The sequence below is a fragment of the Pelagerythrobacter sp. Soil_C_18 genome, from assembly GCF_057657235.1.
The window spans coordinates 177,770-202,762 of record NZ_JBDGIU010000005.1 but is presented as its reverse complement, the minus strand read 5'-3'; the positions used below and the strand labels follow the sequence as shown (position 1 = coordinate 202,762).

Sequence of the window (24,993 nt, the reverse complement as noted above, 5' to 3'; positions counted from 1 at the left end):
CGCGCCCTCAGAAGAGCCCCAGCGTCGGCTCCGAGACGGTCTCGTAGAGATAGACCATGATGATCACCACGCGGTCGTCGGAGGCGGCCGTAGCCGCGTCGGACAGGCTGCCGAACATACCCGCGGCTTTGTCCAGCGCCGGCAGCGACGAAAGGTCGATCTTCGGAAAATTCACAGTGGCATCCCCTCATGGCGCGGGCGCAGTTTCGCCCGCGGCGACGGGATGGCGCACCGCCGCGGCTGCGGGAAATTAGAACATTGAAATGCGACGCCGCTGCCGTAGAGCTCTGCCATGGCCAGCGACCTGCCGCCCTTCGATCCCGCCTCCGCAGCCGCCTTCATGCTGCAGCACGGCCACCCCGGATGGCTCGGCATGCGCTACGTCGCGCACGGCGCGGACTGGGTGGAACTCGCTCTTCCCTGGCGCGAAGATCTGGTGGGGGAGACCGGCAGCGGCATCCTCGCCACCGGGCCGATCGTCAGCCTGATGGACATGGCCTCCGGCATGGCGATCTGGACCAGGACGAGCGAGTTTCTCGCGATCGCGACGCTCGATCTCCGGGTCGATTACATGCGGCCCGCGCGCAAGGGCGCGGCGGTCAACGGGCGTTCCGAATGCTACCGCCTGACGCGCTCCGCCGCGTTCGTGCGCGGCATCGCCCACGACGGCGACCCGGAAGATCCGGTCGCGCACATCGCCGGGGTCTTCATGTCGATCGGAGGACGCCGCGATGAGCGACGCTGACCTTCTCGCCGCCGTCGAGCGGGAGCTGCCCGCCTATGCCCGCTCGCTCGGTATCGCGGTCGATTCGATGGAAAGCGGCTCTCCGGTCCTGGTCGTGCCGTTCGGCAAGATCGTGGAGGGCCGGCCGACGGTCTTTCACGGCGGCGCGACCAGCGGATTGCTCGAGAACGCCGGCTACGCGGCCTTGCGCGTCGAGCTCGCGAGCGCGGGGCGCGAGCAGCGGCTGAAGCCGATCAACGTCACGGTCCAGTTCCTGAGCGCCGCCAAGAGCCGCCCGACTTATGCGCGCGGCCGGGTGCTCCGCCTCGGGCGGCGCAACGCGAACATAGAGGTCGAGGCGTGGCAGGACGACCGCACGCGGCCGGTCGCGACGGCCGTGATGAACGTCCTGATGGCGGCGGCAGAGGACAGCAGCGGGGGCTAGCCCCACCACGCAGCCCACCACTTCGCTTGCGCCCTCGCCCATCTAGCGGGGCGAGGATTCCTCGGGCCGCGGATCCCGTGGGCCGGTGCCGGGTTCGAACGCCACGCCGCCCTCGTCGAGCCGCACGTCCACCGGCACGCCCCCCACGTCGGTCGAGATGACCACGCCGTTGTCCCTGATCTGCAGGCGCGAACCGTCTTCGCCGAGCGGTATGTCGCCGATCTGCGGAACGTCCTGCGGCTGGACGGGGCCGCTCGGGTCCGGACTCGGCGTCGCACGCGGGCGAACCGGGGCACGGGCCTCCCCCAGCGCCTGGCGCATGAAGTCGCGCCAGATACGCGCCGGCAGCCCGCCGCCGTGGACACCAGCGAGCGGCGAATTGTCGTCGTTGCCGATCCACACGCCGACCACGAGATCGCCGGCATAACCAACGAACAGCGCATCGCGGTTGTCCTGCGTGGTGCCGGTCTTTCCGTAATTCGGTGCGCGCAGCATGGCGACCCGGCCCGTGCCGCGGTTGATGGCGCTGCGCAGGAGTTGCTCCATCTCATCGTGCTTGCGGCGCGGAAGGCTTTCTGGCCCGTCCCACAGCCATGCGAACCAGCCCGGCTCCTCCTCGACGAAGGCGTGCGGGCGGACGGGGAAGGCGTTCCCAGCTATGCCCGCATAGGCCGCGGTCAACTCCATCAGCGTCATCGTCGAGGTGCCGAGCGCGAGGCTGGGATCGCCGGATGCGAGCGGCGAGGTGACGCCGAGGCGGCGCGCGGTGTCGATCACCGCCTCGTCGCCCACGAGATTGAACAGGCGCACCGCAGCGACGTTGCTGGAACGGGCGAAGGCCTGCTCCAGCGTCAGGCTGTCGGAATAATTCCCCGCGGCGTTCTGCGGCCGATAGCTGCCGCTTTCGAATTCGGTGTTGTCGATCCGGTCGGCGGGCGTCATCCCTGCTTCGAGGGCTGCGAGATAGACGAACAGCTTGAACGTGGAGCCGGGCTGCCGCCGCGCCTGGGTCGCGCGGTTGAAGGGTGATTTCTCGTAGTCGCGCCCACCGATCATCGCCACGACCTCACCGTTGGTCCGCATGGCGACGAGCCCGACCTGCGCCTGCCCCAGCGGCGCACGCGCGACCACGTCGCGCGCGATACCCTGCAGGCGCGAGTCGAGCGTGGTGGTGATCGTCTGCTCCGCGTAGCCGCCGCCGGTCAGCTTGCGCGCGGCGGGCAGCGCCCAGTCGGCGAAGTAGGTACCGGTCGGCAGTTCGTTGCGCGTGCGCACGTCGAGCCGCGGGGCCGGCAGGCGCCGCGCCTCGGCTTCGGCCAGGTATCCGGCGTCGACCATCGCGCTGAGGACAAGCCGCATGCGCTTCTCGGCAAGGTCGAAATTGCGTGTCGGCGCAAGGCGCGAGGGCGCCTTGAGGAGCCCGGCGAGCATGGCCGCCTGCTCCGGCTTCAGATTCTCCGGCTGACGGTAGAAATAGTGCAGCGAGGCCGCGCGCAGGCCGTAAGTGTTATCGCCGAAGTAGGCGTTGGAGAGATAGCGTTCGAGAATCTCGTCCTTGCTCAGCCAGGCCTCGAGCCAGAACGCGATCAGCGCCTCGCGCGCCTTGCGGGTCAGGCTCTGTTCGGGCGTGAGGAAGGTGAACTTGGCCAGCTGCTGGGTGATCGTGCTGCCGCCCTGCGTCGGTCCGCCGGTCACGTTCGACCAGGCGGCGCGCGCGATGCCCCGCGGGTCGATGCCCCAGTGGCTGTAGAAGCGCCGGTCCTCGATCGCCAGGAACGGCTCGATCACATGGGCCGGCAGCTCCGCGACCTCGACCGGCTCGTCCACGACCGCGCCGTTACGGGCGATCGGCGTGCCGTCGGCTGCCAGTAGGGTTAGCTGCGGCGGCGCGATCGGCTCGAGCGATCGGGACAGAGGGGCGGTAACCGCCAGCCACCCGACCAGCACGATGAGGACCAACAGTGCGCCCGCGAGAATCCGCACGGTCCAGCGCCACCGGCGGCGCTTCTTCTCGCGCTTGGGCTCGTCGTCGATGTAGCGGTCGAGTTCGTCGAGGCGCTCGGCCCAGGGATCGGCATAGGCGTCCTGCACCGAATAGAATCCGGGGTCGGCCGGTTCGCCGCCGCCGCGCCGCTCACGCGAAGTCCAGGGAAGAATGCGATCCATGGCGTTACTGTGTTAAGTCCTTAACACAGCAGCGCCATATCGCAAGCGATCAGGCGCCCGAGACGACACTCTCCGGCAGATCCTCCCCGAAGACGCGCTGGTAGTATTCGGCCACCAGCATCCGCTCGGCCTCGTCGCACTTGTTGAGGAAGCTGAGACGGAAGGCAAAGCCGAGATCCTTGAAAATGGCCGCGTTCTCCGCCCAGGTGATGACCGTGCGCGGGCTCATCACCGTGGAGATGTCGCCATTAATGAACCCTTGCCGGGTCAGGTCCGCGACCTTGATCATGTTGGCAATGGTTTTCGGATCGGTCTCGGGGTTCTTCGCCGCGACGATCTGCTGCTCGGTCTCGGCCGGCAGGTAGTTCAGCGCGACGACGATGTTCCAGCGGTCCATCTGCCCCTGGTTGATCGCTTGTGTGCCGTGGTAGAGCCCGCTGGTGTCGCCAAGGCCCACTGTGTTCGCCGTCGCAAACAGGCGGAAATGCGGATCGGGGCGGATGACGCGGTTCTGGTCGAGCAGCGTGAGCTTGCCCGCCTGCTCCAGCACGCGCTGGATCACGAACATCACGTCCGGCCGGCCTGCGTCGTATTCGTCGAACACCAGCGCCACCGGGTGCTGCAGCGCCCAGGGCAGCAGCCCTTCGCGGAACTCGGTCACCTGCAAGCCGTCGCGCAGCACGATCGCGTCGCGCCCGACGAGGTCGATACGGCTGATGTGCGCGTCGAGATTGATGCGGATGCACGGCCAGTTGAGGCGCGCCGCCACCTGTTCGATATGAGTCGACTTGCCGGTGCCGTGATAGCCCTGCACCATCACGCGCCGGTTGTGCGCGAAGCCGGCTAGGATCGCCATCGTCGTATCGGGGTCGAAGACGTAGGCGGGGTCGACGTCGGGCACGCGCTCGTCCGCCTTGGAGAAGGCGGGCACCTTCCAATCGATGTCGATGCCGAAGGTCTCGCGCACATCGACTTCGGTATCTGGCGCGGCCATCACGGTCTTGCTCGAGGCTTCGAAGCTCTTGTCGGTCATGTCGTTCATCTCGGGCGCGGTGCCTATACGCGCGGGGGAGCGGCTGCAAGCGGACTTGCGGCGAGATTTCATTCCGGCGGGACAACGGTATATTGGACTCATGCCGCCGCCCCGCCCGACCGATCGTCTTCGCGCAGAACTGATCCGCCGGGTGCGCGCAACTTTCAACGAGGAGGGCCAGCGCCCCGTTCCGCCGTCGAACGAAGCGCTGTTCGCGAAGGACACGCCGATTCGCCTGGTGCATGCGGATGTCGTGGCGATGATGGTCGGCGGCATTCGCGGCCTGCTGCTGCAGATGCTCCATCCGCATGCACTGCAGGGCGTGCTCGATCATTCGGACTTCCGTGCCGACATGCACGGCAGGCTGCGGCGCACGGCGCGGTTCATCGCCGTGACGACCTTCGGCCACCGCGATGATGCTCGCGCGGCGATCGAGCGGGTCAACCGAATCCACGAGCAGGTGGGCGGCACCCTACTCGACGGCACGCCGTACTCCGCGCGCGATCCGCGCACGCTCGCCTGGGTCCACGTGGCGGAAGCGACGAGCTTTCTCGCCGCCTATCTGCGCCTCGTCCGACCCGACATGCCACACGGCGCGCGAGACGAGTATTACCGCCAGTTCGCTATCATCGCCCGCGCGCTCGGCGCAGATCCGGTGCCTGAGAACCAGCGCGAGGCCGAGACGATTTTTCGCGATCTGCGCGGCGACCTGCGCGGATCACCCGAAGCACGGGAAGTGGCGCGGCTGGTACTGACGCAGCGCCCGGAGGGCGCGCCGGCTGCCCTGCAAGCCATGCTGCGAGCGGAGGCCGTCGCGCTGCTGCCGCCGTTTGCGCGCTCGATGCTGGGGCTGGACCGACCGGGCATCGAGGCAATCCCCGCCCGCGCGGCCACCTGGGCGGTGGGCAAGACTCTGCGCTGGGCGTTCCGGCAGAATTAGGCGAGCTTGGGCGGCAGGCTGAACATGCCGGCGTAGCGCAGGGCCAGATCGCGATCGCCCTCGATCGAGAGCCCCACCCCGCGCTCCAGTTCCTCCCACGGCACGCCTGCGTAGAGCCCACCTGCGATCACCGCCGCAATCGGCGCACGGAAAATCGCGTCGGCTTCCTCGGGATCGCCCCGCCGGATCGGCAGCACGCCCTCGCCCGGCTCGGCGACAAAGCCGTCCTCGCCGATCGCGAAGCCGATCGTGCCCTCGATCTCGCCGATCCGCGCCTTGTCGACCATCGTGCGCATCGACATCATCAGCGAGACGTTCGATAGCGGCAACGTCGGATCGTGCGCACTCGACTGCGCGGCCCAGCGCCCCGCCTCCTGAATTAGCGGCTCGGCGGCATAACCCCATGCAGTGAGTTCGTAGACCTGCGCTTTCACCGGCGGCGGCAACTGGCGCCGGACGAGCACACCAGCCTCCTCCAGCGAACCGAGACGTTCGGTCAGCACCTTGGCGCTTATCCCCGGCAGAGCCACCCTGATATCGGAGAAGCGGCGCGCGCCGAGCATCAGCTCCCTGACGATCAGCAGCGACCAGCGCTCTCCAACGAGTTCCATGGCGAACGCGGTGCCGCAGGCGTCGCCATACCACTTTCCGTGCACTTTGGTTTCATTTCGTAACTTCATGGTTGCTTTTTGTAACTGAGTCGGTCAGAAAAAGCAAGTTCCGATTCGCCCCCAAGCGAAAGACGATGCGAAAAACAGAGAGGAAACCGCCATGACCAAGATGATTTTCGTGAACCTGCCCGTCGCCGACCTCGCCCGGTCGAAGGCATTCTACGAAGCCGTCGGCTTCACCAACAATCCGCAGTTCAGTGACGACAATGCCGCCAGTATGGTCTGGTCGGACGCAATCTATGTCATGCTACTGAAGCACGACTTCTGGAAGACGTTCACCAGCAAGACGATTCCGAACGCGCACGAGAGCGCCCAGGTGATGCTCGCTCTGAGCCAGGACAGCCAGGACGCGGTCGAAGAGATCGTTCGCAAGGCCGTCGCAGCCGGCGGCAAGGCGGACCCGACCCCCAAGCAGGACCTCGGCTTCATGTATGGCCGCAGCTTCGAGGATCCCGACGGACATATCTGGGAGAACGCATTCATGGACATGAGCGCCCTGCCCGAAGGCGAGCATCCGGCCGAACAGCCCGCGGGCTGATCCGCGCGCCTTCTTGAAAGAGGAGCAAACTGATGGCTACTGTTGCCGATACCGCGCTTCCCGCCACCCGTTCGTCGACCCCGGCCGGGGTCTGGATCGGGCGGGTTCTCAGCGGACTCGTGATAGCCTTCCTGCTGTTCGACGCGGGATTCAAGCTGGCCGCCCCCGAGCTCGCGATCAAGTACAGCCCGCCCGATCTCGGCTGGCCGCTGGAAGTGGGCATGATGTACACGCTCGCGATCCTCCTGCTGATCCCGACGCTGCTCTACATCTGGCCGCGCACCGCGGTGCTCGGCGCGGTGCTGATCACCGGCTATCTCGGCGGCGCGATCGCCACGCACCTGCGGATAGACAGCCCGCTGCCAACGCACACGCTGTTCGGGGTCTACCTCGGCCTGATGGTCTGGGGCGGGCTGTGGCTGAGGAATCCGGCGCTCCGCTCCGTCTTCCCATTCAATAGCGGGAAGGACTGATCATGGCCGTCGAACCTAACGCCGCAATCACGATCACCGCCTACGACTGGGTGCCCGATTTCGCGCGCGGCCTCGTCCGCGACCTGCGGGTGCGCTGGGCTCTCGAGGAGGTTGGGCTCGATTACCGGGTCGATTACCTCCCGCAGGGCACCCAGAAGATGGCCGCGCATCGCGCCCGCCAGCCGTTCGGACAAGTGCCGACATTCGAGGAAGGCGACCTGACGCTGTTCGAGTCGGGCGCGATCGTGCTCCACGTCGCCGACCGCACGCCGGGCCTGCTGCCGGAAGGGCCGCATGCCCGGGCACGTGCCGCGGAGTGGGTCATCGCCGCGCTCAACACGATCGAGCCACACCTGAGCGATTGGGCCATTGCAACGATCTTCGAAGCGGATCAGCCATGGTCCGAGCCGCGCAAGCCCGCGATCCGCGAACGGGTCGACGAGCGCCTCGGCGAGCTTTCCAACCGGCTCGGCGATGCCGAGTGGCTCGAAGGCACGTTCAGCGTGGGCGACCTGATGATGATCGCAGTGCTGCAGATGGTCGGCGGCGAACTCGCCGACATGTTCGACCGCTATCCCAACCTCGCGGCCTATCGCGAGCGCGGGGAAGCACGCCCTGCCTACAGGCGTGCGCTGGAGGCGCATTTGCAGGGATTTACCGGCAAGCCGCCTCCCGGTTGGGGCGACGAATAGCCCAAGGAGACAGACGATGAGCAACGATCAGAACCAATCGCTCCCCGGCGTCACCCCGCATCTGACGATTGGCGAAAAGCGCGCCAGGGAAGCGATCGATTTCTACAAGGCCGCTTTCGGCGCTGAGCAGGCAATGGAGCCGCATATGGCGGAGGATGGCGAGCGGATCCTGCATGCGCACCTCCACATCAATGGCGGGTCGGTGATGCTGAACGACGACTTCCCCGAATACGGCGGCGCGGCCGGCATGCCGGCCGCGGTAACGCTCCACCTTCACGTCGACGATGCCGACGCATGGTTCGCACGCGCACTGAAGGCTGGAGCGACCGAGACGATGCCGCTCGCCGACCAGTTCTGGGGCGACCGCTATGGGCAGGTAACCGATCCGTTCGGACATCGCTGGTCGATCGGCGCACCGGTGAAGCAAGGCTGACAAGGAGAAAGAACGATGACCTATCTTGAAGGATTTGTCGCTGCGGTTCCGACCGCGAACAAGGACGCCTACCGCAAGCACGCCGAAGACGCGGCGCCGCTGTTCAAGGAGTTCGGCGCGGCCCGCATGGTCGAGACCTGGGGTGATGACGTGCCCAAGGGGAAAGTGACCGATTTCTACGGCGCGGTGCAGGCGAAAGACGACGAGACGGTCGTGTTCTCGTGGTTCGAATACCCGGACAAGGCGACCCGCGACGCCGCCAACGAGAAGATGATGAGCGACGAGCGGATGGAGAACATGGGCGAGACCATGCCCTTCGACGGCAAGCGCATGATCTACGGCGGGTTCGAAGCGATCGTGGACGAGCGCGGGCAAGGCACGACGGGCTACACCGACGGCTATCTCGTCCCCGTCCCCGTGGACAAGAAGGAAGCCTACCGCGAGCTGGCGCAAAACGTCGCGGGCAGGTTCATAGAAAGCGGCGCCGTCCGCGTGGTCGAGGCCTGGGGCGATGACGTGCCCGACGGCGAGGTCACCGACTACCGCCGCGCAGTCAAGGCGCAGGACGGCGAAGGGGTGATCTTCTCCTACGTCGAATGGCCCGACAAGCCGACCCGCGACAAGGCGTGGGAAGCGATGATGTCCGACCCCGATATGCAGCCCGACGGCGAAATGCCGTTCGATGGGCAGCGGATGATGTGGGGCGGTTTCCGCCCGATGATCGACGCCTGATCCGAAGGGAGCCGGAAACGATGGCCGATACCGTCACGATCTGGACTTACGACTGGGTGCCGGAGGGCCCGCGCGGTTTCGTGCGCGACCTCCGGCTGCGCTGGGCGTGCGAGGAGGCGGGCCTGCCCTATGCCGTCCGCGCGGTCCCGTTCGACGATCGGGAAACCAACCACCTGGACCGCCAACCCTTCGGCCAGGTCCCGATGATCGAGGACGGCGAGGTCGCGCTCTTCGAAAGCGGGGCATGCCTGATCCACCTGGCGCGGAAAAGCGAGGCGCTGATGCCGCGCGACGCGGCCGGGGAAGCGCAGGTCCTGCAGTGGGTGGTGAGCGCACTCAACTCGATCGAGATGGTCTCGGTACCGTGGTGGTTCCTCAACGTGATGGGCGATCCCGAGAACGGGCTGACCGGCTGGTTGGACCAGCGCCTGGGTCAACTGGAGGCTGTCCTGGCGGATCGCGAGTGGCTTGCCGCTGGCCGCTTCACTGCCGCCGATCTGATCATGGCGGACGTGCTGCGCGTCGCCAAGGTGCGTGCGCACGGTGAGCGGCCGGCGAGCGAGGCATATGTCGCGCGCGTCACCGCCCGCCCGGCCTTCACGAAGGCGCGCGCGGACCAGCTCGCCCATTTCGCGGCGGCAGACGAGATACGGAAGGGAGACTGACAAATGGCCGAGGATAAAGGCAGCTTCATCTGGTACGAGCTGATGACCCCCGACCCGGCCGGCGCGCGGGCGTTCTACCGCGAAGTGGTCGGTCGGGACATCGAAGCGCAGAGCTCGATGCCCGGCGACGGGCCGGACTATCGCATGATCAAGCGCGCCGACGGCGGCTTTGCCGGCGGTGTGCTCACCCTGACCGACGCGATGTGCGAGGAAGGGGCGCGGCCCGGCTGGTTCGGCTATGTCCATGTCCCCGACGTCGACGTCGCGGTCGCGCGGATCGTCGATTCCGGCGGCACGACCTTCATCGCCCCGCAAGACATGGAAGGCGTCGGCCGCATGGCTCTGGTCGCCGACCCGCAAGGCGCACCGCTCTATGTGATGACGCCAACCCCACCCCCGGATCAGCCCGACGCGCAGAGCGACGTATTCGATTACGAGAAGCCGCAGCACGTTCGCTGGAACGAGCTGCAGACGACCGACCCAGCCGCGGTCATCGCGCTCTACACCGAGCTGTTCGGCTGGGAGCAGAAGGACAGCATGCCGATGGGCGAGATGGGCGATTACCAGTTCATCCACCAGGGCGGCGGGATGATCGGGGCGATCATGCCCAAGATGCCCGACGTGCCGCAGTCGGTCTGGTCCTACTACGTCGGCGTCGACGACATCGACCGCGCGGCGAAGGCCGTGACCGACGGCGGCGGCAAGCTGCTCGGCGAGATCATGGAGATTCCGGGCGGCGAATTCTCGGTCCACACGATGGACCCGCAAGGCGCCGCGATCGGCTTCGTCGGACCGCGAAAATCTTGAGGAGAACGACGATGAACAAGAACACCATTTGCTTGTGGTTCGACCGCGACGCGGAGGAAGCCGCTAGGTTCTACGCCGAGACGTTCCCCGACAGCGAGGTCACCGCGGTGCGCAAGGCGCCGTCCGACTTCCCCGGCGGGAAAGAGGGCGACGTGCTCACCGTCGAGTTCACCGTGTGCGGTATCCCGTGCCTGGGGCTCAACGGCGGCCCCACGTTTCCGCAGACTGAGGCGTTCTCGTTCCAGATCGCGACCGACGATCAGGAGGAGACCGACCGCTACTGGAACGCGATCGTCGGCAACGGCGGGGCGGAATCGGCCTGCGGCTGGTGCAAGGACAAGTGGGGCCTTAGTTGGCAGATCACCCCGCGCGTGCTGACCGAGGCGATGGCGGCGGGCGGCGATGAAGCCCAGCGCGCGTTCGAGGCGATGATGACGATGCAGAAGATCGACGTCGCCAAGATCGAAGCAGCGCGACGGGGCGCCTGACGCTACCAACATCCGGAGCGATACGATGCGTCCCACCATCACCGCGTTCGCGCAATCGCCCGACCAAGGCCAGGGGCTCGCGCGCGACATGCGCGTGCGTTGGGCGCTGGAGGAAGCGGACCAGCCTTACGACGTGCGGCTGGTCTCGTTCGAGGAGATGAAGCGCCCGGAGCACTTGGCGCTTCACCCCTTCGGGCAGATCCCGACCTATGAGGAAGGCAGCCTCGTGCTGTTCGAATCGGGAGCGATCGTGCTCCACATCGCCGCGCACCACCCGGGTCTGCTGCCCGACGATCCCGGCGCCCGGGAGCGTGCGATCGGCTGGCTCTTCGCCGCGCTCAACACGGTGGAGCCGCCGATCGTCGAGCGGGAGCAGGTCGAATATACCGAGGCCGACAGGAGCTGGTACGCGGCGCGCCTGCCGCTCCTCGATGACCGCGTCCGTGTGCGGCTGAACCAGCTTGCCGGCCGACTCGCCGACAACGAGTGGCTCGATGGAGAATTCAGCGCGGGCGACCTGATGATGATCATGGTGCTGCGCCGGCTGGAAGGAACGAACATTTTGGAAGACTATCCCACGCTCAGCGATTACGTCGCGCGCGGTACGGCGCGGCCGGCCTATCAGCGCGCCTTCGCGGCGCAACGGGCCGTGTTCGAGGGGCTTTCCTGATGACGCTCGCGCTCTACGGCCATCCGTTCTCATCCTACACCTGGAAGGCGCTGATCCCGCTCTACGCGAACCGCGCGGCGTTCGAGTTCCGCGAGGTCGGGCCCGACCATCCGCAACATGCCGAGTTCGTCCAGCAGGCGCATCCGGCCGGCAAGTTTCCGGTGCTGGTGGATGGCGACACGACGGTGATCGAGGCGACCTCGATCGTCGAACACCTCGCCCTCCACCACCCCGGTTCCGCTCCACTGATCCCGGCCGATCCGGCACAGGCGGCAGTCACGCGAATGCTGGATCGCGTGTTCGACAACTACGTGATGGGGAGCATGCAACGGGTCGTGAACGCCTATATCGCGAACAAGGAGGCCCCCGACCCTGCCGAAATCGCGGCGGGCAAGGACGGCCTTCTGCGGGTCTATCGCTGGCTCGAGACGTGGTTGGAGGCAAACACGCTCCCCCCGCACGTCTCGCTGGTGACCTGCGCCGCCGCGCCGTCGCTGTTCTACGCCGACTGGGTCGAGCGCATACCCGACAACTGCCCGCGCGTCGAGGCGCTGCGCGCTGAAGTGCTGGCCCTGCCCGCCGTCGCCCGCTGCGTCGACGATGCGCGGCCCTACCGCGCTTGGTTCCCACCCGGCGCACCTGACCGCGACTGAGGAGAAACCCCATGCCTGCCCAGCTCAACCACACGATCGTCTGGTGCCGCGACAGGCACCGCTCCTCACGTTTCCTAGCCGAGATGCTCGGCCTGCCAGAGCCGCGAACCCTCATGCATTTCGAGATCGTGGATGCCGCTAACGGTGTCTCGCTCGATTTCATGGAGAAGGAAGGGCCTGTTTCGCCGCAGCACTACGCGTTCCTCGTTTCGGACGAGGAATTCGACGCCGGAATGGCACGCATCAGGGACATGGGCCTGACCTTCTGGGCCGATCCGGCGCGCAGCAAGGCCGGCGAGATCAACCACCATTTCGGCGGCCGGGGAGTCTATTTCGAAGATCCCGACAGCCATCTGCTCGAGCTGATCACCAAACCCTACGGTTCGGAGGACGAACTATGACCGGCGACTTCCCGCGCATGGCTTTCCCAAACGAAAGCCCCGCCTATCGCGAAGCGCGTAACGCGCTGCTCGATGCCGAAATCGCGCTCCGCCGCCAGACCGAAGCCGTGGCCGAGATGCGCCGTGCGCTCCCAATCGGTGGCGAGGTGCCCAAGGATTTTGTGTTCGACCGGATCGGCGCCGGTTTCCGACCCGAGCAGGTCCGCCTGTCGGAGCTGTTCGGCGATTTCCCGACCATCCTGATCTACAGCTACATGTTCGGGCCGGAGCGTGACGTCCCCTGCCCCGGCTGCACCCATCTGCTCGACTGCATCGAAGGCGCCGCGCGCCACGTGCCGCAACGTGCGCCGCTCTACGTCGTCGCGAGCTCGCCGATCGCCCGGCTTGCCGCCTGGGCGCATGCACGGGGCTGGAACCATCTCCAACTGCTGTCCACCGCCGGAAGCGACTACAGCGCGCATTACTACGGCAACACCGCGGCACTTACGCCGGCAATGCGGGCACAGCGCGGCTACAGCGAAGACGAGAACTGGGACGAGCCGATGCTCAACGTCTTCCGCAAGGACGGCGACACGATCCGCCATTTCTGGGGCAGCGAGCTGGTGTTCGCGCCCGACGATCCCGGCCAGGACCATCGTGGGCTCGACTTCGCCGACGCGGTCTGGGGCCTGCTCGACACCACGCCCGAGGGCCGGGGCGACACCTTCTTCCCCAAGGTCACCTACGACGCTGCCGACCAGAGAGGATAATCCTATGACCGATACGAAGGAATTGTCCGTCACCCGCTACATCGACGCTCCGCCCGAGAAGGTGTGGGATGTCATGGTGAGCCGGCAGGAGGAGTGGTGGTGCCCCGCCCCGTGGCGCGCCGAGATCGACAACGTGGAACGGCGACCCGGCGGACGCTGCGAGATGACCTTCCACGGCCCCGACGGCGAGAAGATGCCGCAGAACGGGATCTATCTCGCCTACGATGAGGGCCGCCGCTTCGCCACCACCGATGCTGTGACCGGCGACTTCGAGCCCGCGGGCCCCTTCATGATCGGGATCTGGGAAATCGCACCCGAAGGCGAAGGGACCCGCTACACCGCCCGCGCCCGCCACTGGACCGACGAAGCGCGCAAGCAGCACGAGGAAATGGGCTTCGAACCCGGCTGGGGCGCCTGTGCCGATCAGTTGAAGGCACTGTGCGAGAGCGATTGACAAATATCAATGTTCTTGATATGTTCCTAGCTTCGATTCGCAGGAGATACTCGTGGCCGAATACACGTTCTACACCCATCCCATGAGCCGCGGGCAGATCGTCCGCTGGGCCTTGCACGAGGCGAATGCGCAGTACGAACAGGTACTCGTCGATTGGCAGAACAGGCCGGAGCGTTTTCTCGAAGCCAATCCCATGGGCAAGGTGCCGACGATCGTGCACCATCACGGCGAGCACGATCACGTCGTCACCGAGGCGGCCGCGATCTGTCACTACCTCGCGGAAATGAACGCGCCCGACCTTCTCCCGCGCGAGCATGAGAAGGCCGACTACTTCCGCTGGCTGCTGTTCGCCGCCGGTCCGCTCGAGCAGGCGGTGCTGACGAAAGTCATGGGCTGGAGCGTACCGCAGGACCGCGAGAGCACAGCGGGCTTCGGCAATTATGAGCGCACGATCGATGCGCTGGACGCCTGGCTCGCGGAGCGCCACTTCGTCTGCGGCGACCGATTCACCATGGCGGACGTCTATGTCGGCAGCGCGGTCGACTGGGGCCTCCAGTTCGGCTCGATTCCCGAGCGCGACGCGTTCAGGGCCTATGCCGGGCGTTGCAGCGGGCGCGCAGCCTATCAGGCCGGCAAGGCGATCGACGGGAAGTTGATTGCGGAAATCCAGGCGCGGGAAAACCAGGCGTGAGCTACACCACCAGTTGCCATTGCGGCACGATCAGTGCGACGGTCGATGGCGACCTTCCGGCCGGCGGCATGACCTGCAACTGCTCGATGTGCAGGCGCAAGGGCACTATCCTCCACTTCGTGCCCGCTTCCGAGGCAACGGTCGAAGCGCCGGCGGACAAGCTCGGCGACTACACGTTCAACAAGCAGGCGATCCACCACCACTTCTGTACCGAGTGCGGCTGCACGCCTTTTGCCCTCGGCACTGGGCCTGATGGGCGGGAGATGGTCGCAGTCAACCTGCGCTGCGTGCCGGAGTGCGACATCAATGCGCTGGAGATCAACCGCGTGGATGGGGCGTCGTTCTGAGGGATTGGGCGGCGTTGCGTCGGGTCTGGCAGACTAGCGGACCGCTTCCCCCTCACCTCACCTCACCTCACCTCACCTCACCTCACCTCACCTCGCGTCAATTCATCGCGTCATCCAGCGAAAGCTGGGCCCAGATGCAGCTCAGCGCCACGTAGAGAACGATCCCAGCTTTCGTCGGGATGACGGCAGGGTCATGGGTGGAGGATACAGACCGGGCGAGCAAGGCGCGTGCGCCGGTGAAGGCCGGCACTCTACCCTATCGCCGCACTCTTCCTGAGCAATTGGTACGCCTCGACCACGCGGGTCAGGCGCCCCTCGTGGCGACGGTCGCCGCCGTTGCGGTCGGGGTGATAGCGGCGGACCAGCTCGGAATAGCGCCGCCGCAGCCGCCGGAGGTCGGTGTCGAGGCCGAGGCCCATCGTCTCTAGCGCCTGCGCTTCCTCGCGGCTGAAGCGGCCGTCCATGGCCATTTGCGCTTCGCGCTGGGCGCGGCTCCTGATTCCGCCCGCTCGGGCCGCGATGGCATCGATCGGATCGTCGAAGTCCGCCCAGCGCGGCATGCCGTCGACGCCCGCGGTTGGGCGGAACGAATGACTCTCGGTGCGCCATCCCGCAGCGGGCGCCTGGGCCGCGAGAATCTCCTCGGCGCTCATCCCTTCGAACCAGTCGTAGCCCGCGTTGAATTCGCGCACGTGATCGAGGCAGAACCAGCGCCAGGCACCAGGTCCATCGAAGGAATTGCCGCGTGTGCCCGGCGCGCGATACTCGCCCGACTCATTGCAACCAGGCGTCTCGCAAGTGCGCCCGGTGCTCTCGTATCGTCCATGGAACCTGGTCTGCTTCACGCCATTAGGATGGGCATGGACAAGCCGGTTGGGAACCCCCAAACCTGACCCATGGCTGGAACGTTGCAATCCGAAATCGAATCACTGCTGACCTCCGCTTTCGCGCCGTCGCGGCTCGAAGTGATCAACGATAGCGCCAGGCATCATGGCCATGCCGGCGATGACGGAAGCGGCGAATCGCACTTCACGATCGTGATCGAAAGTGCGGCGTTTACGGGCAAGAGCCGGCTCGACCGCCAGCGCATGGTCAACGCCGCACTCGGCGACATTCCCGGTCAGCGCGTCCACGCAGTTGCGGTCCGCGCCTCGGCGCCCGGGGAGAGCTGATGACCTACGCGCTCTGGTATTGGCCAAACATACCGGGGCGCGGAGAGTTCGTGCGATTGGCGCTGGAAGCGGCGGGCGTTCCCTATCGCGACATGGCCCGCGAACAGGGCGCCGAGGCGCTGGTGCGGGATCTGGAGGCGCGCAGCGGCATCCGGCCCTTCGCCCCGCCCTATCTCGTCGACGGCGACTTCGCCATCGCGCAAGTCGCGCACATTCTCGCCTGGCTGGCGGACCGGCACGGCTTCGGCGCCGGCGAGCTCGAACGCGATCTCGAACTGATCACGCTCCAGCTCACCATCAGCGACATGGTGGCGGAAGTGCACGCCGTGCACCATCCGATTTCGACCGCGCTCTATTACGAGGACCAGGGAGACGCCGCGTGGCAGGTCGCGGCGCATTTCCGCAGCGAACGCATGCCGAAGTTCCTCGGCTACTTCGAGGGCGCACTCGGCGCCAACGACGGGCCCTTCGTGCTCGGCCGCAAGTGGAGCCACGTCGACACCTCGCTGTTCCAGCTCGTCGAGGGACTGCGCTACATGTTCCCGCAGCGGATGGCGGCGCTGGAGCGCGACTATCCCCGGCTGCTCGTGTGCCACGAAGCGGTCGGCAAGCTCGACGGTATCGCCGCCTACCGTGCGTCCGACCGCTGCATTCCGTTCAACGAAGACGGCATCTTCCGCCACTATCCGGAGCTCGACGGATCATGATCGAACAGACAATCACCCCGATCACCCACGACCTTGGCCAGTTCGAAGTGCGCCGCGCGATCCCCTCGCGCGAGCGGACGATGGTCGGACCGTTCATCTTCGTCGACCAGTTCGGACCGGCGCAGCTCGATATCGGCGGCGGCATGGACGTGCGGCCGCACCCGCACATCAATCTCGCCACCGTGACCTGGCTGTTCGAGGGGGCGATCGACCACCGCGACAGCCTCGGCACTTTCGCGACGATCCGCCCGGGGCAGGTCAACCTGATGACCGCCGGCCGCGGCATCGTCCATTCGGAACGCAGCCCCCAGGACGAGCGCGAGCGCGGCGCGCGGCTCTACGGCATGCAGACCTGGCTGGCGCTGCCTGACGGGCAGGAGGAGATCGCTCCCGCCTTCGAGGCGCAGATCGACCTGCCGGTGGTGGAGGACCAGTGCGCCAAGGCGATCGTGATCATGGGCGAGCTATGGGGCAAGCGCGCACCGACGACGACGCATGCGGGCACGATCTATGCCGACGTCATGCTCGCCGCCTCGGGCGCGCTGCCGATCGAGGCGGAGGCGGACGAGCGCGCGGTCATGCTGGTCGGCGGCGAAGCGAGCGTCGATGGCCGGCCGCTGGTGCTCTACGAGCTGGCCGTGCTCGCACCCGGCGCGCAGATGACGCTTTCGAGCGAGCGCGGCGGACGGGTCATGCTGCTCGGCGGGGAGGCGTTCGCGACCAAGCGCCACGTCTGGTGGAACTTCGTCAGCTCCGACCGGGAGCGGATCTGCGCGGCGCGCGACGCATGGACGCGCGGCGAGTTTCCCAAGGTCCCGGGCGACGACAAGGAATTCATCCCGATCCCCGAACAACCGAAGACGGTGAGCTATCCATGAGTTTCGAAGGCAAAGTCGTATGGATCACCGGCGCATCCTCCGGCATCGGCGCGGCACTGGCCCGCGAGTTCGCCGGACGCGGTGCCAGGATCGTGCTTTCGGGCCGCGACGAGGCGCGCCTTGCGGCGGTTGCGGGCGGCCTTGGCACCGAAACGCTCGCCCTCCCCTTCGACATTCGTGACGATGCGGCACTCGCCGAAGCGACGCAGCAGGCGATCGGGTGGCAGGGCGGCGTCGATATCGCGGTCGCCAACGCAGGCGTCTCGCAGCGCAGCACCGCGCTCAAGACCGATATGCAGGTCTATCGCGACATCATCGAGATCGACCTCACCCAGCAGATCGCGTTCGCTCAGGGCCTGATCGGCCACATGGCGGAGCGCGGCAGCGGGCGCCTCGTCTTCATTTCGTCGATCGCGGGCAAAGTCGGGGTGCCGATGCGCACCGCCTACTGCGCGGCGAAGTTCGGGCTCGTGGGCTATGCCGACTCCCTGCGCGGGGAGCTGTCGCGGGATGGGGTGGAGGTGCACGTCGTCTGCCCCGGCTCGGTCGCGACCGACGTGAGCCGCAACGCGCTCACGGCGGATGGATCGAAGCGGGGCAAGAGCAACAGGGCCATCGACGAAGGCATTCCCGCCGACGAGGCGGCGAAGACCATGGTGGACGCCATCGCCCTCAACCAGCGTGAGATCATCGTCGCGCGCGGGATGGAAGAGGCGATGGGCAAGGCGCGCCAGACGCCCGATCAGTTGTTCGATCAGGTCGCGGCGATGGTTGCCGCCGGATATATCGAGAAGATGGAAGCGGAGGGGTGAGGATGGATCAGAAGCGCGTAACGCTTGCCAATGGCATCGAGCTCGACGTGGTCGACACCGGGCCGCGCGATGCACCGGCGCTCGTGTTCCTCCACGGCTTTCCCGAAAGCCACCGCACCTGGCGCCACCAAATCGCGCATTTCTCCGATCGCTACCGCTGCATCGCGCCCGACCAGCGCGGCTATCGCGGATCGTCCAAGCCGCAGGAGGTCGAGGCCTATACGCCCGATAAGCTCATCGGCGACGTATTCATGCTGGCCGAGGCGCTGGGGGTTGAGACCTTCACCGTGGTCGGCCACGACTGGGGCGGCGCGATCGCCTGGGGCACGGCGCTCGCCGGGCAGGCGAACGGCCACGTCACGCGCGCAGTGGTCGCCAATGCGCCGCATCCGGCGATCTTCCAGAAGCTGCTCTACACCAACGAGCACCAGCGCAAATCCAGCCAGTACATGCGCGGCTTCCGGGATCCGGCAAACGACGCGCTGGTGCGCGAGCATGGCCTCGCCGCGATTCTGATGCAGGAGATCAAGTGGGATCGCCCGAGCGAGATGGAAGCGGAAGAGCGCGAGGCGCTGCTGAAGGACTGGCAGGACGGGGACGCGGCGTTCGGCATGCTCAACTGGTACCGCGCGAGCCCGATCGACGTGCCTCCGCTCGACGCGCCCTATGCCCTGCCCCAAGGCTGGACGCCCCCGCCCCTTCCCAAACTCACCATCCCGACGCTGGTGATCTGGGCGATGGACGATCTGGCCCTTCCCCCTGAAAACCTCGAGGGAATGGACGAGTTGATCGAGGACCTGACGATCGCGGAGGTGCCGGACTGCGGCCACTTCGTCCCTTGGGAAGCGCCGGGCGAGGTCAACGCTGCGATGGACGCATTTCTGGACCGGACCGGTTAGCCGTCGTCACCCCTGCCACTCGACCCACGCGCCGTGCGGGTGGGCGGTAGCGAGCAAGGTCCAGTCCTTCGACCCCGGCCAGTAGCGCACGCGCAGTTCGTGGGCGAACGTCTCGCGGTTGGTTTCCAGCATGATCCACGCGAGCGGTTCGTCCGCCGTCGCCGCCTCGCCTGCGCGCTCCATCGCGGCCACGATCCTCTCGCGCGCAGCTTCGGGAATGTATTGCCACACGATCGAGTGAAACAGCGCGCGGGTGACGCCTTGCACCTGCGGTTCGGACAGCACTTCCTCGACCCACTCCGCCGCGCCCATCCGGTCGAGTTCCGGCGCACGTTCGGCCGCCAGCGCCGCAGCGCGGTCGATCCGGCCCATGCGCTCGCGGGCTTCGGGCCAGATGTAGCTCTTGAGCCGCAGCACGGTGTCGGGATCGCGCAGGTCCATCGGCCGCACGTCGCAGCCGCGAATCCCCTCGATCTTCACCGGATTGCCCGGCGGCGGCGCACCGCGCCACTCCGGCGCGAGGTGCATCGGCGAACCGCTCGGCCCCACGACAACGCCGCCAAGGTCGAAGCGGAACCGCTCCATCATCGTGTTGATGCCGGCGCTGGCGCCGATCTCGTTCATCTCGAAGCGCGGTCCTACCCGTTCCGACAGCCAGAACAGGCCGGCCATTATGCTGGCCGAACGACCCGCCTCGTTGGTCTGCGGCGGATGATCGAGCCACGGCAGCAGGAGATGGTCGAACGTCTCGACCAGGCCGACCACCAGTTCGTCGACCGCGCCCTGATCGGTCGTCAGCGCGGCGTAGACCGGCTCCAGCCGCTTGTCGGTTCCGCTGAGGAGCAGGTAGTGGAGCCCGCCCGCGATCCGCAGGGGCATGGCGTCCTCCAGCAGCAGGCCCTGCCAACTGGCCATACGCCGTCCGACCGCCGTTTCGGTCTTGAGCACCGGCAGCAGGCCGCGGATCACGCGTGCGGTGCCCGGCGCTCCGTTCTTCGCCGCGTGCTGCGCCTGCCATTCGATCCCGTCCGGGACCGACCGCGTGTGCATGATCGCATGGGGGCTCTCCGCCATCTCCATTGCCCTTTCCGAACTCGACCTCTAAGTGCCCCGGCGCAATGCCCGCACCGCTCACCTTCGCCATCCCCAAGGGGCGCATCCTCGACGAGGCGCTGCCCGTGATGGCACGTGCGGGCCTCGTGCCGGAAGAGGCCTTCCACGACAAGGGCAACCGGAGCCTGACCTTCGGGACGACCCGCGAGGATCTCCGTATCATCCGCGTGCGCGCGTTCGACGTCGCCACTTTCGTCGCGCACGGCGCGGCGCAGGCCGGCATCGTCGGTTCGGACGTGATCGAGGAATTCGACTACTCGGACCTATACGCCCCGGTTGATCTCGACATCGGGCACTGCCGGCTCTCGCTTGCCGCGCCTGCAAACGTCGCCGAGCGGCAGGCCGGCGCGAGCCATATGCGGGTCGCCACCAAGTATCCGAACCTCACGCGCCGGTGGTTCGAGAGCAAGGGCGTCCAGGCCGAGTGCGTCAAGCTCAACGGCGCGATGGAGATCGCTCCGGCGCTGGGACTCGCGCGGCAGATCGTGGATCTCGTCTCCACCGGCCGCACGCTGATCGAGAACGGGCTCGAGGAGCGCGAGACGATCATGCAGGTGTCCGCGCGGCTGATCGTCAACCGCGCCGCGCTCAAGACCGATCCGCGCGTGGGCGAGATCGTGGAGAGCTTCCGCGCCGTCGCTGCCGAGCCGGAGCCGGCCTGATGCAACGCCTGAACATCACCGAGCCCGGTTTCGAAACCGCCTTCGCGCGCCTGGTCGACGGCCGGCGCGAGAGCGATATCGAAGTGCGGCAGGACGTCGCCGATATCATCGTGCGCGTGCGGGCGAAGGGCGACGCGGCGCTGGAAGAATACACGGCCCGTTTCGACAAGCACCGGCTCGTGGACGAAAGCGACTGGCGCATCGCGCCCGAGGCATGCCGCGCCGCCTACGAAGCGCTGGCGCCCGATCTGCGCGACGCCCTCGACCTCGCAGCCCGGCGGATCGAGGCCTATCACCGCGAACAGCTTCCTGCGAACCGCGACTTCACCGATGAAGCCGGCGTCCGCCTCGGCGCGCGCTGGTCGCCGGTCGATGCGGCGGGACTGTACGTGCCGGGCGGCCGCGCCGCCTATCCCTCCTCACTGCTGATGAACGCCATTCCTGCCAAAGTCGCGGGGGTGGAGCGGCTCGTCGTCGTCTCCCCGACCCGCGGAGGCGAGACCAGTTCGCTCGTGCTCGCCGCAGCGCACCTCGCCCAAGTGGACGAGGTCTGGCGCATAGGCGGCGCGCAGGCGATCGCAGCTCTCGCCTACGGCACCGAGCGGATCGCACGGGTCGACGTGATCACCGGGCCCGGCAATGCCTGGGTCGCGGAGGCCAAACGCCAGCTCTACGGTGTGGTCGGGATCGACATGGTCGCGGGGCCGAGCGAGATCCTCGTGATCGCCGACGCGGACAACGATCCGGACTGGATCGCCGCCGACCTGCTGAGCCAGGCCGAGCACGACCCGGCCTCGCAATCGATCCTGATCACCGACGACGACGCCTTCGCGAACCAGGTGGAGGATCGGATCGACACGCAATCCGCCATGCTCGCGACGCGCACGACGGCGCAGGCGAGCTGGCGCGACAACGGCGTTGTGATCGTGGTCGAATCGCTCGATCAGGCGGTGCCGCTCGCCAACCGGCTTGCAGCCGAGCACGTCGAGCTCGCGGTGGCGGATCCCGAGACGCTGTTCGCCGGTCTGCGCCACGCGGGTAGCGTGTTCCTCGGCCGCCACACGCCCGAGGCCGTCGGCGACTATGTCGCGGGCCCCAATCACGTCCTTCCGACCGGTCGCCGCGCCCGCTTCTCCAGCGGGCTCTCGGTGCTCGACTTCATGAAGCGCACCAGCTTCATCTCGCTCGATCCCGCGGCGCTGGCCGCCATCGGTCCGGCGGCCGTAGTGCTCGCCGAAGCCGAGGGGCTGCCGGCGCACGCCCAATCCGTTGCCATGAGGCTCAAGTAATGTCCGCACGTCCGCCGAAACGCACGCTCGCCCGCTCCGCTGCGCGGCTCGCGGCCGTGCAGGCGCTCTACCAGCGCGAGATGGAGGGGACCGCACTTGCCCGCCTGCTCGATGAGTTCCACCGGCACCGCCTCGGCGCGGTGCTGGGCGAGGACGACCATGCCGAAGCCGAGATGGCATTCTTCGACGACGTCGTCTCCGGCGTCGACGCGCGCTGCGACGAGATCGACCTGCTGCTGAGCGAGCGGCTCGCGCAAGGCTGGAATCTCGCGCGCCTCGACAAGACGATGCTGCAAGTGCTGCGCGCCGGCGCGTACGAGCTGATAGCCCGCGAGGACGTACCGGTCGCGACCGTGATCAACGAGTACATCGACGTCGCAAAAGCGTTCTTCGACGATCGCGAGGCGAAGTTCGTCAACGGCGTGCTCGATGCCCTCGCCAAGCAGGTGCGGTGAGCGGCGAGAGCGCCTTCATCGATCTCCTGCGGGGCCTGCCGCTGCATCCCGGCGCCCGCGGCCTGGACGATGACGCCGCGGTGCTGGAACTGGGCGGCGAAACGCTCGTCCTGACGCACGACATGCTGGTCGAGGGCGTTCACGTCCTGTCGGGACAAGACCCGGCCGATGTGGCGTGGAAGCTGGTCGCGACCAACCTGTCCGATCTCGCCGCCAAGGGTGCGGAGCCGGTGGGGGTGCTCGTCGGCTACATGCTCGGTGCGGACGACGCGCGCTTTCTCGACGGTCTGCGCGAGGTCCTTTCAACCTACGATGTGCCGCTCCTCGGCGGGGATACCGTGTCGGGCGGACCACCGCGAAGCTTCGGACTGACCGCGATCGGCCGCGCTACGCACGTTCCCGTGCCCTCGCGCAGCGGCGCGAGCCCGGGGGATGCGATCTACGTCACCGGTCCGCTGGGCGCGGCACTCGCGGGGCTTGAGGCCTTGCAGGCGGGCGATGAGGCCGCCGCCTTGCCCTACCGCCGGCCCGTCCCCCTGCTCGCCGAAGGTCGCGCGCTTGCGCCCATGGTCGGCGCGATGATGGACATTTCGGACGGTCTGCTACTCGATGCCTGGCGTATGGCGAAAGCCAGCGGCGCAACGTTCGCCATCGACCGCTCCGCCGCGCCGATCGCTCTGCCCGAGATTCGGCGCGACGAGGCCCTGCGCTGGGGGGACGATTACCAGTTGCTGTTTACCGCGTCCGAAGGGGCCAATTTGCCGGTGCCTGCGACAAAGATCGGCCGTGTCGTGGCGCCACTGGACGGCGCTCCGCTGCTCCTGGACGGCGAGCTTGTCCGCTCACCCGAAGGCCTCGGCTACAGCCACGAAGGCTAGATCTCGGGACAATGCACCCCGCGCCTCTCCAGCACTGGACGCAGCGCGTAATAGGCTTCCTTGGTCCGGTGGCTCGGGATCGCCGGGTAGAGGTGATGCACGAAGTGCGTTTCCATCCCGATCGATCCGATGTGCCCGAGCCTGCTCTTGAACAGCCGCGTATTGGTGTAGCGGCCCCGCGCCTCGCGCGGGTGATGCGGTGCCCAGCTCAGGTAGAAGCGGATGTAGCTGAGGCCGATGTGCCGCGGCAGCCACCAGATCAGCGCCGCCTCGATCGCGTAGCCGCTCCAGGCCATGCCGAACAGCACGGCCAGAAAGATCAGTTGCAGGCGGATCGTGTCCCTGAGCGAGTCCGCCGCTTCCTTGGTCCCCATCTCCGCGAGGATGCGCTTGTAGATGTGGATCGAGCCGTCGATCCCCGGCTGGCGATTGAGCCAGGTCTTGTAGATCGCATGCCAGGGGCCGTTGGCGCGGTCGGGGTAGTCCGGATCCTTCTCCGGATGGTTGCAGTGGTAGTGATGCTCCAGGTGCATCAGCCGCGCCATCGAGAACGGGAAGACGATGATGATCGTCGAGACCTTGCCGGTCCATTCGTTGAGCCAGCGCGTCTTGCTGCCGGGGCGGCCGATGTTCGAATGCATCGCCTCGTGGCTGGTGACGTAGCCGCCGACCGCGAACACTGTCGACAGCACGAAGGCGAGCGGCAGGTTGAGCCAGCCCATGATCGCCAGCGGGAAGAAGCTGAGCCAGATCGCGTAGCAGGTGAAGGCGAACGCCGGGTAGATCCACATCTTCCCGCCCTCGAACCGCCGGGCGATCTCGCGCTCTTCCCGCAGCAGTGCGACGCGCGTGTGCTTGTCGAGCGAGGCGTCGCCCGTCAGCGGAATGGCCGGCGCGTCGCCGCGCGCGGGTGCATCGACCAGCCCCTCGCGGAAAAACATCGCGTCTGTCGCCCCCTGCCCCTCTGTCACACCCATCGCCCCCGCAACGTCGCGTAGAGCCCCCACGGGCTGCCGACGAGCAGGCCGAAGCCGATCGGCGAGAGGCCCAGTGGCGGCTCCCACTCCCAATAGATCATCGTCTGCGCAATCAGCGGCGCGATGAAACCGATGCCGAAGAGAAGCGGCATGATCTTGAAAAGCGTCTGGACCGCCTTTTGCATGGCCGTTTACTTAATCTTAAGTACGATTTGCCGCAAGACTCGGCCGGATTTGTCTTGCCGATGTCGCATTTCGGGGCAGCGCTGGACCAGGGCACAACTTCGCGCGAAGCTCTTGCGCGCGGCGTCCCACCCCCTATACCTCGACGGGCCAGCGGCCCTGCGAAAGCGGGGCCGCTGGCCAAATGAAACCAGGG

35 protein-coding genes are annotated in these 24,993 nt (G+C 67.0%); 27 read left to right on the top strand and 8 right to left on the bottom strand.

The window, feature by feature from the left end:
- Positions 1 to 7 precede the first annotated feature (7 nt).
- Positions 8 to 175 carry a hypothetical protein gene (locus AC3A5N_RS12525; RefSeq protein ID WP_203106854.1) on the bottom strand — a complete coding sequence of 56 codons (168 nt, stop codon included), beginning with the start codon at positions 173 to 175 and terminating at the stop codon, positions 8 to 10.
- Positions 176 to 292: 117 nt separating this feature from the next.
- Here AC3A5N_RS12525 and AC3A5N_RS12520 point away from each other — a divergent pair, with 117 nt between their 5' ends.
- Positions 293 to 745, top strand: coding sequence for a PaaI family thioesterase (locus AC3A5N_RS12520; RefSeq protein ID WP_487737652.1), 453 nt, complete (start codon positions 293 to 295; stop codon positions 743 to 745).
- Complete coding sequence (locus AC3A5N_RS12515) at positions 732 to 1,169, top strand: PaaI family thioesterase (protein WP_487737651.1); 438 nt, start codon at positions 732 to 734, stop codon at positions 1,167 to 1,169. The genes AC3A5N_RS12520 and AC3A5N_RS12515 overlap by 14 nt, the downstream gene beginning before the upstream one ends.
- 42 nt (positions 1,170 to 1,211) lie before the next feature.
- On the opposite strand, the gene AC3A5N_RS12510 is transcribed toward AC3A5N_RS12515, so the two are convergent.
- A complete protein-coding gene (locus tag AC3A5N_RS12510) occupies positions 1,212 to 3,335 on the bottom strand; it encodes a transglycosylase domain-containing protein (protein WP_487737650.1) in 2,124 nt (707 codons plus the stop codon).
- Between the two features lie 49 nt (positions 3,336 to 3,384).
- Complete coding sequence (gene cobS, locus AC3A5N_RS12505; protein ID WP_487737649.1) at positions 3,385 to 4,377, bottom strand: cobaltochelatase subunit CobS; 993 nt, start codon at positions 4,375 to 4,377, stop codon at positions 3,385 to 3,387.
- Positions 4,378 to 4,468: 91 nt separating this feature from the next.
- On the opposite strand from cobS, the gene AC3A5N_RS12500 reads away from it, so the two are divergent.
- Positions 4,469 to 5,308 carry an oxygenase MpaB family protein gene (locus AC3A5N_RS12500; RefSeq protein WP_487737648.1) on the top strand — a complete coding sequence of 280 codons (840 nt, stop codon included), beginning with the start codon at positions 4,469 to 4,471 and terminating at the stop codon, positions 5,306 to 5,308.
- Here AC3A5N_RS12500 and AC3A5N_RS12495 read toward each other — a convergent pair.
- On the bottom strand, positions 5,305 to 5,988 hold the full coding sequence (locus AC3A5N_RS12495; RefSeq protein WP_487737647.1) for a winged helix-turn-helix transcriptional regulator: 684 nt from the start codon (positions 5,986 to 5,988) through the stop codon (positions 5,305 to 5,307). The genes AC3A5N_RS12500 and AC3A5N_RS12495 overlap by 4 nt on opposite strands.
- A 91-nt stretch (positions 5,989 to 6,079) precedes the next feature.
- Here AC3A5N_RS12495 and AC3A5N_RS12490 point away from each other — a divergent pair, with 91 nt between their 5' ends.
- Genes AC3A5N_RS12490 through AC3A5N_RS12420 form a run of 15 tightly spaced genes read left to right on the top strand, consistent with a single transcriptional unit; the run spans position 6,080 to position 14,772 of the window.
- A complete protein-coding gene (locus tag AC3A5N_RS12490; RefSeq protein WP_487737646.1) occupies positions 6,080 to 6,517 on the top strand; it encodes a VOC family protein in 438 nt (145 codons plus the stop codon).
- Between the two features lie 32 nt (positions 6,518 to 6,549).
- The gene (locus tag AC3A5N_RS12485; RefSeq protein ID WP_487737645.1) at positions 6,550 to 6,990 is read left to right on the top strand and encodes a DoxX family protein; all 441 of its coding nucleotides are present in this window, start codon (positions 6,550 to 6,552) and stop codon (positions 6,988 to 6,990) included.
- Positions 6,991 to 6,992: 2 nt separating this feature from the next.
- Positions 6,993 to 7,682 (top strand): glutathione S-transferase family protein, encoded by a 690-nt coding sequence (locus AC3A5N_RS12480; RefSeq protein ID WP_487737644.1) that lies wholly within the window; start codon positions 6,993 to 6,995, stop codon positions 7,680 to 7,682.
- Between the two features lie 16 nt (positions 7,683 to 7,698).
- Positions 7,699 to 8,115 (top strand): VOC family protein, encoded by a 417-nt coding sequence (locus tag AC3A5N_RS12475; RefSeq protein WP_487737643.1) that lies wholly within the window; start codon positions 7,699 to 7,701, stop codon positions 8,113 to 8,115.
- A 15-nt stretch (positions 8,116 to 8,130) separates the two neighbouring features.
- The gene (locus AC3A5N_RS12470) at positions 8,131 to 8,847 is read left to right on the top strand and encodes a DUF1428 domain-containing protein (protein WP_487737642.1); all 717 of its coding nucleotides are present in this window, start codon (positions 8,131 to 8,133) and stop codon (positions 8,845 to 8,847) included.
- A gap of 20 nt (positions 8,848 to 8,867) precedes the next feature.
- Entirely contained in the window at positions 8,868 to 9,512 is a 645-nt protein-coding gene (locus AC3A5N_RS12465; RefSeq protein ID WP_487737641.1) for a glutathione S-transferase family protein, read from the top strand.
- Positions 9,513 to 9,515: 3 nt separating this feature from the next.
- Positions 9,516 to 10,319, top strand: a complete 804-nt coding sequence (locus AC3A5N_RS12460; protein ID WP_487737640.1) for a VOC family protein — start codon at positions 9,516 to 9,518, stop codon at positions 10,317 to 10,319.
- 11 nt (positions 10,320 to 10,330) lie between these two features.
- Positions 10,331 to 10,807 carry a VOC family protein gene (locus AC3A5N_RS12455; protein ID WP_487737639.1) on the top strand — a complete coding sequence of 159 codons (477 nt, stop codon included), beginning with the start codon at positions 10,331 to 10,333 and terminating at the stop codon, positions 10,805 to 10,807.
- Positions 10,808 to 10,832: 25 nt separating this feature from the next.
- On the top strand, positions 10,833 to 11,477 hold the full coding sequence (locus tag AC3A5N_RS12450; protein ID WP_487737638.1) for a glutathione S-transferase family protein: 645 nt from the start codon (positions 10,833 to 10,835) through the stop codon (positions 11,475 to 11,477).
- Positions 11,477 to 12,130: a glutathione S-transferase family protein gene (locus AC3A5N_RS12445; protein WP_487737637.1), complete on the top strand. Its 654-nt coding sequence runs from the start codon at positions 11,477 to 11,479 to the stop codon at positions 12,128 to 12,130. Before AC3A5N_RS12450 ends, AC3A5N_RS12445 begins: the two co-directional genes overlap by 1 nt.
- Positions 12,131 to 12,141: 11 nt before the next feature.
- Entirely contained in the window at positions 12,142 to 12,531 is a 390-nt protein-coding gene (locus AC3A5N_RS12440; RefSeq protein ID WP_487737636.1) for a VOC family protein, read from the top strand.
- Positions 12,528 to 13,280, top strand: a complete 753-nt coding sequence (locus AC3A5N_RS12435; protein WP_487737635.1) for a DUF899 family protein — start codon at positions 12,528 to 12,530, stop codon at positions 13,278 to 13,280. The genes AC3A5N_RS12440 and AC3A5N_RS12435 overlap by 4 nt, the downstream gene beginning before the upstream one ends.
- Before the next feature lie 4 nt (positions 13,281 to 13,284).
- Positions 13,285 to 13,734 carry an SRPBCC family protein gene (locus AC3A5N_RS12430; protein WP_487737634.1) on the top strand — a complete coding sequence of 150 codons (450 nt, stop codon included), beginning with the start codon at positions 13,285 to 13,287 and terminating at the stop codon, positions 13,732 to 13,734.
- 52 nt (positions 13,735 to 13,786) lie between these two features.
- Positions 13,787 to 14,425, top strand: a complete 639-nt coding sequence (locus tag AC3A5N_RS12425; RefSeq protein WP_487737633.1) for a glutathione S-transferase family protein — start codon at positions 13,787 to 13,789, stop codon at positions 14,423 to 14,425.
- Entirely contained in the window at positions 14,422 to 14,772 is a 351-nt protein-coding gene (locus AC3A5N_RS12420; protein ID WP_487737632.1) for a GFA family protein, read from the top strand. Before AC3A5N_RS12425 ends, AC3A5N_RS12420 begins: the two co-directional genes overlap by 4 nt.
- 251 nt (positions 14,773 to 15,023) lie before the next feature.
- On the opposite strand, the gene AC3A5N_RS12415 is transcribed toward AC3A5N_RS12420, so the two are convergent.
- Positions 15,024 to 15,617 carry a DnaJ domain-containing protein gene (locus AC3A5N_RS12415; protein WP_487737631.1) on the bottom strand — a complete coding sequence of 198 codons (594 nt, stop codon included), beginning with the start codon at positions 15,615 to 15,617 and terminating at the stop codon, positions 15,024 to 15,026.
- Between the two features lie 51 nt (positions 15,618 to 15,668).
- Here AC3A5N_RS12415 and AC3A5N_RS12410 point away from each other — a divergent pair, with 51 nt between their 5' ends.
- The 5 genes from AC3A5N_RS12410 to AC3A5N_RS12390 are packed head-to-tail and all read left to right on the top strand — an operon-like array spanning position 15,669 to position 19,240.
- Complete coding sequence (locus AC3A5N_RS12410) at positions 15,669 to 15,944, top strand: BolA family protein (RefSeq protein ID WP_487737630.1); 276 nt, start codon at positions 15,669 to 15,671, stop codon at positions 15,942 to 15,944.
- Positions 15,944 to 16,651, top strand: coding sequence for a glutathione S-transferase (locus AC3A5N_RS12405; protein ID WP_487737629.1), 708 nt, complete (start codon positions 15,944 to 15,946; stop codon positions 16,649 to 16,651). The genes AC3A5N_RS12410 and AC3A5N_RS12405 overlap by 1 nt, the downstream gene beginning before the upstream one ends.
- A complete protein-coding gene (locus AC3A5N_RS12400) occupies positions 16,648 to 17,529 on the top strand; it encodes a pirin family protein (protein WP_487737628.1) in 882 nt (293 codons plus the stop codon). Before AC3A5N_RS12405 ends, AC3A5N_RS12400 begins: the two co-directional genes overlap by 4 nt.
- Entirely contained in the window at positions 17,526 to 18,341 is an 816-nt protein-coding gene (locus tag AC3A5N_RS12395; protein WP_487737627.1) for an SDR family NAD(P)-dependent oxidoreductase, read from the top strand. Before AC3A5N_RS12400 ends, AC3A5N_RS12395 begins: the two co-directional genes overlap by 4 nt.
- Before the next feature lie 2 nt (positions 18,342 to 18,343).
- Positions 18,344 to 19,240 carry an alpha/beta fold hydrolase gene (locus AC3A5N_RS12390; protein ID WP_487737626.1) on the top strand — a complete coding sequence of 299 codons (897 nt, stop codon included), beginning with the start codon at positions 18,344 to 18,346 and terminating at the stop codon, positions 19,238 to 19,240.
- Between the two features lie 6 nt (positions 19,241 to 19,246).
- Here AC3A5N_RS12390 and AC3A5N_RS12385 read toward each other — a convergent pair whose 3' ends face one another.
- Positions 19,247 to 20,314: a DUF2332 domain-containing protein gene (locus AC3A5N_RS12385; protein ID WP_487737625.1), complete on the bottom strand. Its 1,068-nt coding sequence runs from the start codon at positions 20,312 to 20,314 to the stop codon at positions 19,247 to 19,249.
- Positions 20,315 to 20,358: 44 nt separating this feature from the next.
- Here AC3A5N_RS12385 and hisG point away from each other — a divergent pair, with 44 nt between their 5' ends.
- From hisG to thiL, 4 genes are read left to right on the top strand one after another with little or no spacing between them, the layout of a single operon-like run.
- A complete protein-coding gene (gene hisG / locus AC3A5N_RS12380) occupies positions 20,359 to 21,015 on the top strand; it encodes an ATP phosphoribosyltransferase (RefSeq protein ID WP_487737624.1) in 657 nt (218 codons plus the stop codon).
- Entirely contained in the window at positions 21,015 to 22,304 is a 1,290-nt protein-coding gene (hisD, locus tag AC3A5N_RS12375) for a histidinol dehydrogenase (RefSeq protein WP_487737623.1), read from the top strand. The genes hisG and hisD overlap by 1 nt, the downstream gene beginning before the upstream one ends.
- Complete coding sequence (gene nusB, locus AC3A5N_RS12370; RefSeq protein WP_487737622.1) at positions 22,304 to 22,759, top strand: transcription antitermination factor NusB; 456 nt, start codon at positions 22,304 to 22,306, stop codon at positions 22,757 to 22,759. The genes hisD and nusB overlap by 1 nt, the downstream gene beginning before the upstream one ends.
- A complete protein-coding gene (gene thiL, locus AC3A5N_RS12365) occupies positions 22,756 to 23,637 on the top strand; it encodes a thiamine-phosphate kinase (protein WP_487737621.1) in 882 nt (293 codons plus the stop codon). Before nusB ends, thiL begins: the two co-directional genes overlap by 4 nt.
- Here the strand turns inward: thiL and AC3A5N_RS12360 are convergent.
- Positions 23,634 to 24,614 (bottom strand): fatty acid desaturase, encoded by a 981-nt coding sequence (locus AC3A5N_RS12360; RefSeq protein WP_487737620.1) that lies wholly within the window; start codon positions 24,612 to 24,614, stop codon positions 23,634 to 23,636. The two genes, thiL and AC3A5N_RS12360, sit on opposite strands and share 4 nt — an antisense overlap.
- Positions 24,605 to 24,799, bottom strand: coding sequence for a hypothetical protein (locus tag AC3A5N_RS12355; protein ID WP_487737619.1), 195 nt, complete (start codon positions 24,797 to 24,799; stop codon positions 24,605 to 24,607). Before AC3A5N_RS12355 ends, AC3A5N_RS12360 begins: the two co-directional genes overlap by 10 nt.
- Positions 24,800 to 24,993 lie beyond the last annotated feature (194 nt).

Coding starts and splice junctions, on each gene's coding strand:
- AC3A5N_RS12395 (WP_487737627.1), top strand. CDS start 17,526: ATGAGTTTCGAAGGCAAAGTCGTATGGATCACCGGCGCATCCTCCGGC.
- AC3A5N_RS12510 (WP_487737650.1), bottom strand. CDS start 3,335: ATGGATCGCATTCTTCCCTGGACTTCGCGTGAGCGGCGCGGCGGCGGC.
- AC3A5N_RS12480 (WP_487737644.1), top strand. CDS start 6,993: ATGGCCGTCGAACCTAACGCCGCAATCACGATCACCGCCTACGACTGG.
- AC3A5N_RS12405 (WP_487737629.1), top strand. CDS start 15,944: ATGACCTACGCGCTCTGGTATTGGCCAAACATACCGGGGCGCGGAGAG.
- AC3A5N_RS12465 (WP_487737641.1), top strand. CDS start 8,868: ATGGCCGATACCGTCACGATCTGGACTTACGACTGGGTGCCGGAGGGC.
- AC3A5N_RS12390 (WP_487737626.1), top strand. CDS start 18,344: ATGGATCAGAAGCGCGTAACGCTTGCCAATGGCATCGAGCTCGACGTG.
- AC3A5N_RS12495 (WP_487737647.1), bottom strand. CDS start 5,988: ATGAAGTTACGAAATGAAACCAAAGTGCACGGAAAGTGGTATGGCGAC.
- nusB (WP_487737622.1), top strand. CDS start 22,304: ATGTCCGCACGTCCGCCGAAACGCACGCTCGCCCGCTCCGCTGCGCGG.
- AC3A5N_RS12450 (WP_487737638.1), top strand. CDS start 10,833: ATGCGTCCCACCATCACCGCGTTCGCGCAATCGCCCGACCAAGGCCAG.
- AC3A5N_RS12500 (WP_487737648.1), top strand. CDS start 4,469: ATGCCGCCGCCCCGCCCGACCGATCGTCTTCGCGCAGAACTGATCCGC.
- AC3A5N_RS12435 (WP_487737635.1), top strand. CDS start 12,528: ATGACCGGCGACTTCCCGCGCATGGCTTTCCCAAACGAAAGCCCCGCC.
- hisD (WP_487737623.1), top strand. CDS start 21,015: ATGCAACGCCTGAACATCACCGAGCCCGGTTTCGAAACCGCCTTCGCG.
- AC3A5N_RS12445 (WP_487737637.1), top strand. CDS start 11,477: ATGACGCTCGCGCTCTACGGCCATCCGTTCTCATCCTACACCTGGAAG.
- AC3A5N_RS12460 (WP_487737640.1), top strand. CDS start 9,516: ATGGCCGAGGATAAAGGCAGCTTCATCTGGTACGAGCTGATGACCCCC.
- AC3A5N_RS12470 (WP_487737642.1), top strand. CDS start 8,131: ATGACCTATCTTGAAGGATTTGTCGCTGCGGTTCCGACCGCGAACAAG.
- hisG (WP_487737624.1), top strand. CDS start 20,359: ATGCCCGCACCGCTCACCTTCGCCATCCCCAAGGGGCGCATCCTCGAC.
- AC3A5N_RS12515 (WP_487737651.1), top strand. CDS start 732: ATGAGCGACGCTGACCTTCTCGCCGCCGTCGAGCGGGAGCTGCCCGCC.
- AC3A5N_RS12455 (WP_487737639.1), top strand. CDS start 10,331: ATGAACAAGAACACCATTTGCTTGTGGTTCGACCGCGACGCGGAGGAA.
- AC3A5N_RS12355 (WP_487737619.1), bottom strand. CDS start 24,799: ATGCAAAAGGCGGTCCAGACGCTTTTCAAGATCATGCCGCTTCTCTTC.
- AC3A5N_RS12440 (WP_487737636.1), top strand. CDS start 12,142: ATGCCTGCCCAGCTCAACCACACGATCGTCTGGTGCCGCGACAGGCAC.
- AC3A5N_RS12410 (WP_487737630.1), top strand. CDS start 15,669: ATGGCTGGAACGTTGCAATCCGAAATCGAATCACTGCTGACCTCCGCT.
- AC3A5N_RS12400 (WP_487737628.1), top strand. CDS start 16,648: ATGATCGAACAGACAATCACCCCGATCACCCACGACCTTGGCCAGTTC.
- AC3A5N_RS12385 (WP_487737625.1), bottom strand. CDS start 20,314: ATGGCGGAGAGCCCCCATGCGATCATGCACACGCGGTCGGTCCCGGAC.
- AC3A5N_RS12430 (WP_487737634.1), top strand. CDS start 13,285: ATGACCGATACGAAGGAATTGTCCGTCACCCGCTACATCGACGCTCCG.
- AC3A5N_RS12485 (WP_487737645.1), top strand. CDS start 6,550: ATGGCTACTGTTGCCGATACCGCGCTTCCCGCCACCCGTTCGTCGACC.
- AC3A5N_RS12360 (WP_487737620.1), bottom strand. CDS start 24,614: ATGGGTGTGACAGAGGGGCAGGGGGCGACAGACGCGATGTTTTTCCGC.
- AC3A5N_RS12475 (WP_487737643.1), top strand. CDS start 7,699: ATGAGCAACGATCAGAACCAATCGCTCCCCGGCGTCACCCCGCATCTG.
- AC3A5N_RS12490 (WP_487737646.1), top strand. CDS start 6,080: ATGACCAAGATGATTTTCGTGAACCTGCCCGTCGCCGACCTCGCCCGG.
- cobS (WP_487737649.1), bottom strand. CDS start 4,377: ATGAACGACATGACCGACAAGAGCTTCGAAGCCTCGAGCAAGACCGTG.
- AC3A5N_RS12520 (WP_487737652.1), top strand. CDS start 293: ATGGCCAGCGACCTGCCGCCCTTCGATCCCGCCTCCGCAGCCGCCTTC.